Source organism: Vibrio sp. FF266 (assembly GCF_041439695.1).
Lineage (GTDB): Bacteria > Pseudomonadota > Gammaproteobacteria > Enterobacterales > Vibrionaceae > Vibrio > Vibrio tasmaniensis_A.
Genome location: NZ_JBGOOO010000031.1, coordinates 39,658 through 51,130, shown reverse-complemented (window position 1 = coordinate 51,130; position 11,473 = coordinate 39,658). Strand labels below are relative to the sequence as shown.

7 protein-coding genes are annotated in these 11,473 nt (G+C 44.3%); 3 read left to right on the top strand and 4 right to left on the bottom strand.

Annotated elements, in window-relative coordinates; genetic code table 11:
- Positions 1-514: 514 nt before the first annotated feature.
- Positions 515-937: a hypothetical protein gene (locus ACED59_RS19005; RefSeq protein WP_017099139.1), complete on the bottom strand. Its 423-nt coding sequence runs from the start codon at positions 935-937 to the stop codon at positions 515-517.
- Positions 938-1,058: 121 nt separating this feature from the next.
- On the bottom strand, positions 1,059-1,946 hold the full coding sequence (locus ACED59_RS19000) for a TraB/GumN family protein (RefSeq protein WP_017099141.1): 888 nt from the start codon (positions 1,944-1,946) through the stop codon (positions 1,059-1,061).
- 404 nt (positions 1,947-2,350) lie between these two features.
- Between ACED59_RS19000 and ACED59_RS18995 the strand changes: the two genes are divergently transcribed.
- Both ACED59_RS18995 and ACED59_RS18990 read left to right on the top strand, forming a co-directional pair.
- A complete protein-coding gene (locus ACED59_RS18995; RefSeq protein ID WP_017099142.1) occupies positions 2,351-5,005 on the top strand; it encodes a beta-N-acetylhexosaminidase in 2,655 nt (884 codons plus the stop codon).
- Positions 5,006-5,541: 536 nt separating this feature from the next.
- Positions 5,542-6,255, top strand: coding sequence for an oligogalacturonate-specific porin KdgM family protein (locus ACED59_RS18990; protein ID WP_009848608.1), 714 nt, complete (start codon positions 5,542-5,544; stop codon positions 6,253-6,255).
- A gap of 249 nt (positions 6,256-6,504) precedes the next feature.
- On the opposite strand, the gene ACED59_RS18985 is transcribed toward ACED59_RS18990, so the two are convergent.
- A complete protein-coding gene (locus tag ACED59_RS18985; protein ID WP_029223113.1) occupies positions 6,505-6,945 on the bottom strand; it encodes a DUF411 domain-containing protein in 441 nt (146 codons plus the stop codon).
- Positions 6,935-9,718: a heavy metal translocating P-type ATPase gene (locus ACED59_RS18980; RefSeq protein ID WP_029224078.1), complete on the bottom strand. Its 2,784-nt coding sequence runs from the start codon at positions 9,716-9,718 to the stop codon at positions 6,935-6,937. Before ACED59_RS18980 ends, ACED59_RS18985 begins: the two co-directional genes overlap by 11 nt.
- 318 nt (positions 9,719-10,036) lie before the next feature.
- Here ACED59_RS18980 and gltX point away from each other — a divergent pair, with 318 nt between their 5' ends.
- Complete coding sequence (gltX, locus tag ACED59_RS18975; protein WP_017099146.1) at positions 10,037-11,464, top strand: glutamate--tRNA ligase; 1,428 nt, start codon at positions 10,037-10,039, stop codon at positions 11,462-11,464.
- Positions 11,465-11,473 lie beyond the last annotated feature (9 nt).

Genomic DNA, 11,473 nt, shown 5'->3' with positions numbered 1-11,473 from the left:
TTCACCGACCACATTAAGAAAGCCTGCTCAATGAGCAGGCTTTCGTCGTTTTAGAGCATAGGAAATAGGATCAGAACCAAGGTGGGGTTCGCCTGATATTCAAAATAAGCTCTTCACCGACCACATTAAGAAAGCCTGCTCAATGAGCAGGCTTTCGTCGTTTTAGATCATGGAAATAGGATCAGAACCAAAGTGGGGTTCGCCTGATGTTCAAAATAAGCTCTTCACTGGCCACATTAAGAAAGCCTGCTCAATGAGCAGGCTTTCGTCGTTTTAGATCATAGGAAATAGGATCAGAACCAAGGTGGGGTTCGCCTGATGTTCAAAATAAGATCTTCACTGCCACATTGAAGAAAGCCGTAGCACTCTCGTAATAGAGGGGGCTACGGCTTTTTTGTATTTTGGTATATGTGTCATTCCCTAGAGCGACGAAGGAGTGAGTCGGAAATCTCTTGTTGTTCTAAACATCCCGCATAGAGAAAGGATTGACTCAATAAGCCAGCCGAAAATCTGTTTACTTCACATCACACGTGATGTTCTTGATTGGCGTCTCTGAAGTAACAAAGCAAACATACGCTTCAACAGGGTTATTTCGACCAATTCGAATGTAACCCGCCTGTATTTCATCTTCATTAAACGTCACCGAGTGAGAGTTACTCGTTTGGCCATCGTAAAAGCTCGCTTCAAATTTTCTATTCATTTGGCTCGCGATACGGTTGCGTGTCGTCGATGTAATGAACGTAATATTGGCGCAGCGCATCGGTGGCTTCTCAGTGATCAGAAACTGGCCGCTTTCTTTATCTAACACACCGCCTTTTGTATCCGGTTGAATGTCTATCGCCTGAAACTGTTCGATGGTACAAGTTTCTTTAGCCGTCACTACCGTAGGCGTGAGGATCGCTAGGGCTAAAGGTAAAGCAAAGAGTACTAGTTTCATGAGAACAACACCGTATATAAAAAGAGCGAAAGATAATAACACCGTTATGGTGCAATTAAGTGTAATGATTCAGTTATTAGGTAATGGTTATATTATGAGAAGGTCATGGTATCGAATTTAGTTAGTTGTCGTCACTAGTCTCAAATTGACACCGGGCCTGTTGGCTTTGTGATTGTTGAGTGACATTGAAACCTTTCTCTTCTAACAACTGCAATAAGTTACCTTCTCCTATTAGGTGCAAGGCGCCAACCACAATTAAGTAGCTATCTTTCGAGTCAAGTTTCCAATCATTGGCGGATAGTTTGTTTGCCCAGTCTATATTGCGATCGGTTAAAAATGCTTTCTCTAGTTCAGGTGACATCTCAGACAGCTCTGCGAAAGCTTCCAGCTTCGCTAAATCACCCGCTTTCCAACTTTCGATTAAGCAATGAACCACACGATCAGTTTGGTCAAATTCTTCAAGGCTACTGACTAACCACTCCTTACCGTCGTCCTTTTGTTTTGTCATCAGGTCTATTTGGAATTGAAGCGGCTCTAAGCTGATAACGGGAACATCTTGGATAGTCGCTTTGTAAGCTAGCGTCGCATCAACGCCGCCGGCGGAGCCATAACCAAGTTTTTTTAACTGCTGCATCTGTATCGATAGAGAGGTTGCCCAAGGCGGTGAGTTAAGCAGTTGTTGCGTTGGCATACCCAATGATTTTGATATGTCGGTTAATAATTGTTTTTGTTGTTTGTTTAATACATCAGCGGTGGTCACTTTGGTCGTCGGATAAACGACACCCTCTGTCTTTCTTATATCCGTTTCGATAACTAAGCCATCACTGTTTTTTAGCGCGTCGGTGATTGCCGAAGGAAGTGGGTACATACTTTTATCCCCAACGTGCACAGAACCTAAGATAGTAAGCGTCAGATCATCCTTTTTGGCTTGCCAATAAAGAGGCTCGGCCGCAGCTTGTTTGGCTGAAAATGCGAGAACGAATAAAGTTACGTACAAAAATGTGCGCAAGGAAAGCTCCTATTAAAAGATATGAACTCGTTAAAATTGATTTTGACGGCGTTTTTTAACGGTTTTTTTTGAGAACGATGTCACGTTGTTTGTACGAAAAGTATAACAACACGAACAAACTCTTAAACCTTTCTCCCTACCAACAACACGATTTTATGAAATCCTTTAAAAAGATTGTGATTCAATTCTCAGTTTTTACGTCAAAATAAAAATGACGGAAGTGCCGTAGGTTGTAACTTTATGATTTTAATATAATTAATTTTATCAGTGTTTTTGAGATTTGAAGCCGATCACTTTATTAACCTGATTTAATTCACGGCAAAAAATAAGCCCATATAGTTTATCTAACTTTCGAAGCGCTCCACTTTGCTTCTGACTCAATTTTAAATTTATGGGTGAATACGATGTTGAAGAGAAACTTACTATCTGTAGCGGTACTGGCTGGTTTGACGGGTTGTGCTGTAACGCAAGCACCTGAGCAACAGGTGGTTAATGCACTGGCTGATAACCTTGATGTGCAATATGAAATTCTAACCAATCACGGTGCGAATGAAGGCATGGCTTGTCAGGACCTAGGTGCTGAGTGGGCGTCATGTAATAAAGTGAACATGACCCTGACCAATGACGGTGAAGCGATTGATTCGAAAGATTGGACTATCTACTTCCATAGTATTCGCCTTATTTTAGATGTTGATAACGAACAATTTAAAATCACTCGTGTAACGGGTGACCTACACAAACTAGAACCTACAGATAAGTTCGATGGTTTTGCCGCTGGTGAAGAAGTGATTCTTCCGTTAACGAGTGAGTACTGGCAACTGTTTGAAACTGACTTTATGCCGGGTGCATTCGTAACTGCGCCAAACGCAGAACCTAAGATGATTGCTTCATTGAATACTGAAGATGTCGCGTCGTTCGTAACAGGTTTGGAAGGAAACAACCTTAAGCGTACACCTGATGACAACAATGTCATGGCGACTGCGGTTACGCGTTTCGAAAAGAATGCGGATCTAGCAACGCAAGACGTTTCAACAACGCTTTTGCCAACCCCAATGTCGGTAGAAGCGGGGGAAGGTTCAGTGAGTATTGCTGGTGGTATTGCCCTACCTAAAGAGGCATTCGATGCTGAGCAGTTCGCTGCAATTGAAGAACGTGCAGATGTGGTAAACGTAGATGTGAGTGGCGACCTACCTGTTAGTGTTGCCGTTGTTCCTACTCAGTTTACGGGTGATTTAGCAAAATCTGGCGCTTATGAACTAAGCATCTCGGAAGAGGGGATTGCGATTAAAGCGTTTGATAAAACAGGTGCTTTCTACGCAGTTCAGTCTATTTTTGGCCTAATAGACAGTCAGAACGCTGAATCACTACCACAACTGTCGATCAAAGATGCACCACGCTTTGATTACCGTGGTGTGATGGTGGATGTTGCTCGAAACTTTCACTCAAAAGATGCCATCCTAGCGACGCTAGATCAAATGGCTGCATACAAGATGAATAAACTTCACCTTCACTTAACTGATGATGAAGGTTGGCGTTTAGAAATCCCAGGTTTACCAGAGCTAACGGATGTAGGGTCTAATCGTTGTTTTGATTTGGAAGAGCAAAGCTGTTTACTGCCTCAGCTAGGTTCAGGTCCAACAACAGACAACTTTGGCTCTGGTTTCTTTAGTAAAGCGGATTACGTCGAGATCTTAAGCTACGCAAAAGCGCGCAGCATCGAAGTAATTCCAGAAATTGATATGCCAGCACACGCTCGTTCTGCTGTGGTATCAATGGAAGCGCGTTACACCCGCCTAATGGCGGAAGGCAAAGAAGCTGAAGCAAGTGAATATCGCTTGATGGATCCACAAGATACTTCAAACGTGACGACTATTCAGTTCTACGATAAGCACAGCTTCATCAACCCATGTATGGAATCATCGACTCGCTTTGTTGATAAAGTGATTACTGAAATTGCAGCAATGCACAATGAAGCGGGTATGCCGCTAACGACTTGGCACTTTGGTGGTGATGAAGCGAAAAACATCAAGCTAGGCGCAGGCTTTCAAGATGTTGATGCTCAAGACAAAGTGGCATGGAAAGGTAACATTGAGCTAGACAAGCAAGACAAGCCATTCCAACAGTCTCCACAATGTCAGTCTTTGATTGCTGATGGTTCAGTGAGTGATTTTGGTCACCTGCCTGGCTACTTTGCAAAAGAAGTATCAAAAATTGTTGCAGACAAAGGCATTCCTCACTTCCAAGCTTGGCAAGATGGCTTGAAGTATGTGGAAGAGGGTGAATCTGGCTTCGCTACTGAAACTACTCGCGTTAACTTCTGGGACGTTCTTTACTGGGGCGGCACTTCATCAGTGTACGACTGGTCAGCGAAAGGTTATGACGTGATTGTCTCTAACCCAGATTACGTATACATGGATATGCCATACGAAGTTGACGCAGCAGAGCGAGGTTACTACTGGGCAACGCGTGCAACGGATACTCGTAAGATGTTTGGCTTCGCACCAGAAAACATGCCACAAAACGCGGAAACCTCATTAGACCGTGACGGCAATGGCTTCACTGGTAAAGGCGAGATTGAAGCAAAACCTTTCTACGGCTTGTCTGCACAGCTTTGGTCTGAAACAGTACGTACCGACGAGCAGTATGAATACATGGTGTTCCCTCGCGTACTTGCAGCAGCAGAGCGCGCATGGCACAGAGCTGATTGGGAAAACGACTACAAAGTGGGCGTTGAATACTCTCAAGATACCGACCTAGTAAATAAGCAGTCTTTAAACAACGACTTTAATCGCTTCGCGAATATTGTTGGTCAACGTGAACTGGCTAAGCTTGAGAAGGCGGGTATTGATTACCGACTACCAGTTCCGGGGGCAAAAGTTATTGATGGCAAGCTAGCGATGAACGTTCAATTCCCTGGCGTAGAGCTTCAATACTCAGCGGATGGTGAAAACTGGTTAACGTACGATGAGCAACAACGTCCTTCGGTTTCAGGCGAAACTTACATCCGCTCTATCTCTGAAAGTGGCGAGAAAGTAAGTCGAGTGACTTCGGTGAAATAATCGATAAGCAACATTAATAGATGAGCTCCCTAACTATTATCTTACTCAGATAAAAGTGGGAGCTTTTTTTTCGTCCAAACTAAGTTCGGTACATTCCTTAAACTGAAACATATAGAAATAACCTTTGTTTATAACGTCAACAATGCACATAAGGTGAGCTTCATCGCAAAAGTGACGCACTTCTCATTCTTCTCTTCAAAAAATAAGTCCGCCATAAAAAACTATAAATCAGGTGTGATTGAAACAACTGAATCTAATTTTATGCCGTGAAATAACGTGATCTTGATCCGTTTTGATTATTGGGTTTCTTTTTTTATCTATTTTTATGTTTTTAAGTTATTGATTTATTTAAGTTAAATAACTTTCCCTTTTTTGATGGTGAGAGAGATCACTCTGCTTGCCCTTTTATTTTGAAACGTAAATTAAATCGAGCAAGATAGATTTCATGCCAGGGAGGCTACCAATTACTCAAGCGGCGAAGGTGAATGATATACCGAAGATATGTCGCTGAAAAATTTAAACTAAGGCAGTTTACTATGAAAAAAATTATCGCTCTAAGTGCACTTTCTCTTGCTTTCGCTTCTAGTGCTTTCGCTGGTTCTTCTTACGTTACAGGTAATATCCAATTTCACGACGATGGCCGTATCCACGGTTCTGATATGACTTCGACTCTAGAAGCTGGCCACACGTTTGACAACTCTCTAGGCGGTTTAACTGTTTACACTGAGTTTGATGGCATCCAACTTGGCGACCTTGAAGGTCTAACTGCTGCTGAAACTGGTGGCGACGCAACAACTGGTCAAGCAAATGCATTCATCACTGTTGGTGGTGAGCAAGCTTTCAATATCACTGACAACCTATGGGTTGCAGCGGGTTACCAACATGTCTTCTCTGCTGGCGAGAGCATTCAGTTCCGTCCACTGGTTAAAATTGGTTACAACTTCGACAACGGTATCTCTATTAGTAACCGTACTCGTGCACATATCGATGACACTTCTGCAGATGCTGACACTGATTACCGCATGGATAACCGCATTGCTTACTCTGTAAACGAAGACCTAGCGCTTAGCTACAACAACGTATACATGATTGATGCTGAAGCTATGGATCACGAGCTTCGTGCAACATGGACTCGTCAAGGTGTTCAACCTTACTTCGAATTCCGTAGCCAAGCTAACGGAGTTGATTTCGCGAACGGCGCGTCTAAAACAAACAACGCATTCGTATTCGGTGCATCTTACGGCTTCTAAGCTGACTCACTTGGCTGCTTAATCGATTAGATTATTAGCCAAGTGAGTTTCTTCGCTAATTAGCTTTTTTGTTAAATAGAGTTTTTGCTAACTAGCGACGAAAACATAGCGGTACTAACAGCCCGGTTGGTGCCGCGACAAGATTTGCTTTACTGTCCAAAAGCAAAGAGCCTAGTAAGTAAACCACAGTCTTGGGTTTGCTTAATGCTAGGCTCTATTTTTATTGCTGTTCGTAGGTCTAATTACGCTCTATTTTCCGTTGTAATGACGGTATTCAAACACCTGACCTTTCTCGTTAAACGCATACACAGAATACTCGTCTTTCTTATCGCCATACTCCATGCCCGGAGAGCCCATTGGCATGCCTGGAACCGCCAAGCCAATCGCATTGCGTGGTGGGTTCTCTAAAAAGGCTTTCACGTCCTCTGCAGGAATGTGCCCCTCAAATACGTAACCGTCGATCTCTGCCGTATGGCAAGAAGCCAGTTCTGGCGTTACTCCTAACTTCTGCTTGATTGGGTTCATGTCATCATGGAGTTTCTCTGTGACATCGAAACCGGCGTCTTGCATGTGTTCTGTCCATTCTGTGCAGCAGCCACAATATGGAGACTTATGGTTTAGTACATTAGTAGCGAGAGCTTGTCCTGAAATTGCAGCGAGTGCAGTAAGAGTCATAACTTTACGAATCATGGTGAACCTCATGAATTTGGTTTTTGTTGATATTATAATGAGTGGGTTTGAACAATCTTAATCTGTTGGCATTGCTGACTACGGTGATTGATGACATCGCCATCGCAGCGCCTGCAACGACAGGGCTAAGTAAAAATCCAAAAAATGGGTAGAGCACACCGGCCGCGATAGGAATGCCCAGCGAGTTATAGATGAAGGCACCAAACAGGTTTTGCTTCATATTTCTCACGGTTGCCTGGGATAGCTCGATCGCATTACTCACAGACAGTGGCGACGAGTTGAGCAGCGTCATTTGCGCACTTTCAATCGCCACATCACTACCACTGCCCATTGCGATTCCTATATCCGCTTGAGCAAGAGCTGGTGCATCGTTAATACCGTCTCCGACCATGGCAACACTCTTATATTGCTGTTGCAGCTGAACAATATGTTGAGCTTTCTGCTCTGGTAGTACTTCCGAGATAACCTCGTCGATACCGACGTTTTTACCTATTGCTTGAGCCACAGAGTCATTGTCGCCTGTTAATAGTACGGTGTGAATTCCGGCGGATTTTAGTTGAGCAATGGCTTGTTTGCTATCTATTTTTAACGAGTCTGAAATGCCCAATATGCCTTCCAGTTTTTGATCGATTACAACGAAGATGGGTGTCCATGCTTGTGTACGACAAAGCTCGATGAAATCCGCGCCAATGTCTGTATTGACACCTAATTGGGTTAGGAACTTAAACGAGCCTACTTGAACTTTCTTGCCGTTAATTGTTGCTTGAACCCCAAGCCCTCGTTGGTTTTCAAATTCGCTGTGGGGTAGTGCTGAAACTTGTAAGCTCTCAGCATATTGGCAAACGGTTTTCGCTAATGGGTGTTCTGAGCCTACCTCTACCGAATAGGCGTAAGCCAGCAGTTCTTGTTCTGATAAGTCGCCATAAAAGGCCTGCTGAACGGTTGGCTTACCTTGGGTTAGGGTGCCTGTTTTATCAAATACGACAGCATCGATTTTGCTTGCAGATTGCAACACATCGGCATCCTTGATCAGAACACCAAACTCAGCGGCTTTGCCAACGCCAACAGTAATAGAGAGCGGTGTCGCTAAGCCCAAGGCACATGGACAGGCGATGATCAGTACAGTGGTTGATACCACGAGCATGTAACTTGCACTCGGTTGTGGTCCAACAAAAAACCAAACTAGGGCGGTAATGGCTGCGATCGCGACCACAACAGGTACGAAAACGGCAGAGATAGAGTCGGCAAGCTTCGCAATCGCAGGCTTGCTGCTTTGTGCTTGGCGAACCATCTGAATGATTCGAGCCAACATGGTGCTTGAGCCAATCCCCGTAGCTTCAATGATTAAGCTGCCATCACCATTAATGGTACCTGCTGAAACGCCATCATTAATTGATTTAACGTTGGGAAGCGGTTCGCCAGTCAGCATCGATTCATCGATATAAGATTCGCCAGATACCACGACACCATCGACAGGGACTTTTTCTCCCGGTTTCACTCGTACGTGCATACCGACTTGAATAACCTCTACGGCGATGGTTTGCTCTTTACCATCGACGATAACCACCGCTTTTTGAGGTTGTAAATTAATCAGTGCCTGCAAAGATTTGGTGGTGCGTGCCTTGGCTTTGGCTTCAATGTAGTGACCCAAAGAAATAAGGCCAACAATCATTGCGCTCGCTTCAAAATAGACATGGCGTGATGGTTCTGGGAACCATGATGGAATCAGCACAACCAACATTGAATAGAACCACGCAGCGCCTGTACCCAAAGCAACTAACGTGTCCATCGTGGCACGCTTGTGCATCAGTGATTGCCAAGCGTTCGTGAAGAAGCTGCGTCCTGAGGTCGCAAGCAGTATCAAGCAGACGACTCCGACCAACCCCCAAGCCAATTGGTCGTGAAATGTAGCAATGGTCATGCTGCCACCGAACAGGCCCCACGCCATCAGCGGGGCACCGATAAACAGCGCGCTTACAGAATTCTTTAGGAAAGCTTTTTGGGTACGAAGTTGTTGTTCTTGCTGTTTTTGTTGTTGAGTCGCCGCGTCGTCAACGAACTCGGCACCATAACCTGCGGTTTTTACCGATTCTATGAGAGCGCTTTCGATGACGTCACGTGTTTTAGAGGTGAAAACCAAGGCTGTCTGTTCGGCGAGATTGATCTGAGCTTGGTCGACGAACTCATTCTTTTTCAACGCTTTCTCTACCGAAGAAACACAACTCGCACACGTCATTCCCTCAAGAACAAGGTGATAGGTACATTGGCTAGCAGCAGGTTTATCTTGTGTCGGTTCCACTGACGCTGTTTTTTTATCGTCTTCTGATTCTTTATTAGATAAAGGCTCATTAATTTCAGAGTAAGGAGTCGCGTGATAACCCACACTTTCGATTAGCTCAATAAGCTCGGATTCTGAAAGCAGAGTAACCAACGACAATTCATGTTTGCTGACTTCTAGGTCTGAGATTTGCGAGGTCTGCTCAAGCGCTTGAGTCAATTTACTCACGCACTTACCACAGCTGAGCCCTGATAATGAAAGATGCAGCGAATTACCCATGGAATAACCAAGGGTCGCTAACTGTTGGTTGAGTTCAACGTAACTAAAAGGAGTAGAAATATCGATGTAGGTCAGCGATATGTCGTTGATCTTCGTATTCTCGAGATCGTCAAACAATGTGCGGACCTTCTTAGCACACCCCATGCAATTTAGGCCGTTGAGCACAGCTGTGTAATGGTTCATATCGATACTCCAATTTTCATCTAGCCCTAACATAAACCTTCCCGTAAGGGTAAGGTCAAACATAAATTCAAGAATTTGATATTTGCTGGAATATTGAGTGACGGAATAGATGAGGTTTATCGCGAGCGTGGCGATAATTTGCCGTTTTAGAGCATTTGACATGTGCTTGAGCTATTGGTTTTCTCCTTCTACGATAGCTTTCGTACAAGATCAGCGCATTAATCATTCACTACTGATTGTAGATTTAAGCGGTGGTGATAAAATAGCGCCCAAAATTTAGTGATATTTTTCTGTTGCAGGCTTTGTAATGGTAATCACTAAAAGAATCACCTACATAATCAAGGTATTTAAATGACGGTTAAAACTCGTTTTGCTCCTAGCCCAACTGGCTATCTTCACGTTGGTGGTGCACGTACTGCACTTTACTCTTGGCTATTCGCTAAGAACCAAGGTGGTGAATTCGTTCTACGTATCGAAGACACGGACCTTGAGCGTAACTCTCAAGAAGCGGTTGATGCAATTCTAGAAGGCATGCAATGGATGGGTATGGAATGGGATGAAGGTCCTTACTACCAATCTAAGCGTTTTGACCGTTACAACGAAATGGTTGATAAGCTACTTGCTGAAGACAAAGCTTTCAAATGCTATGCGTCTAAAGAGCTGCTTGACGAAATTCGTGCAGAGCAAGAAGAAAACAAAGAGATGGCTCGTTACGATGCGAACCACCCTAAAATTGTTGCAGCAAACGAAGCAGCAAAAGAAGGTGATGCGTGCGTTATCCGTTTCCGTAACCCTAAAGAAGGCAGTGTAGTCTTTGATGACCAAATCCGTGGTCGCATCGAAATCTCTAACAGCCAACTTGATGACCTAATCATTCGTCGTACAGACGGTGCACCAACATACAACTTCGTTGTTGTAGTGGATGACTGGGACATGGGTATTACACACGTTGTACGTGGTGAAGATCACATCAACAACACACCTCGTCAAATCAACATCTATGAAGCACTAGGCGCGCCAGTTCCAACTTTCGCTCACTGTGCAATGATTCTTGGTGATGACGGTGCGAAACTTTCTAAGCGTCACGGTGCTGTTTCTGTAATGCAATACCGCGACGAAGGTTACCTACCAAATGCACTAAACAACTACCTAGTTCGTTTAGGTTGGTCTCACGGTGACCAAGAGATCTTCTCTCAAGAAGAGATGATTGAATTCTTCAGCCTGAACGCTATCAGCAAGTCTGCTTCTGCATTCAACACTGATAAGCTACTTTGGTTGAACAACCACTACATCAAGACTTCTGAGCCTGAGTACGTTGCTAAATACCTGCAATGGCACCTAGATGCACAAAAGGTCGATACAACAAATGGCCCGGCTATCACTGAAGTGATCACGCTAGTTGGCGAGCGTTGTAATACGCTTATCGAACTTGCTGAACAGTCTCGTTACTTCTACGAAGATTTCTCTGAGTTTGAAGCTGGCGCAGCGAAGAAGCACCTACGTGGTGTTGCTAAAGGCCCACTAGAGCTTGCTCTTGCTAAGGTTGAAGCGCTTGAGGATTTCACTACTGCAAACATCAAAGATGGTGTGATTGCAGCAGTATGTGAAGAGCTAGAGGTCGGCATGGGTAAAATCGGTATGCCACTTCGCGTAGCAGTAACAGGTGGCGGCCAGTCTCCTTCTGTTGATGCAGTGATGGAGCTTGTTGGTAAAGAGCGCGTAATCGCTCGCATCAAGATGGCTCTTGAGTTCATCGCTGAGCGTGAAGCTAACGCTTAATTGAGTATT

What these genes read in the sequence shown, in the direction of transcription:
- ACED59_RS19005 (WP_017099139.1), bottom strand. Translation starts at nt 937, where the DNA reads ATGAAACTAGTACTCTTTGCTTTACCTTTAGCCCTAGCGATCCTCACG.
- ACED59_RS18995 (WP_017099142.1), top strand. Translation starts at nt 2,351, where the DNA reads ATGTTGAAGAGAAACTTACTATCTGTAGCGGTACTGGCTGGTTTGACG.
- ACED59_RS18990 (WP_009848608.1), top strand. Translation starts at nt 5,542, where the DNA reads ATGAAAAAAATTATCGCTCTAAGTGCACTTTCTCTTGCTTTCGCTTCT.
- ACED59_RS18985 (WP_029223113.1), bottom strand. Translation starts at nt 6,945, where the DNA reads ATGATTCGTAAAGTTATGACTCTTACTGCACTCGCTGCAATTTCAGGA.
- ACED59_RS18980 (WP_029224078.1), bottom strand. Translation starts at nt 9,718, where the DNA reads ATGTTAGGGCTAGATGAAAATTGGAGTATCGATATGAACCATTACACA.
- gltX (WP_017099146.1), top strand. Translation starts at nt 10,037, where the DNA reads ATGACGGTTAAAACTCGTTTTGCTCCTAGCCCAACTGGCTATCTTCAC.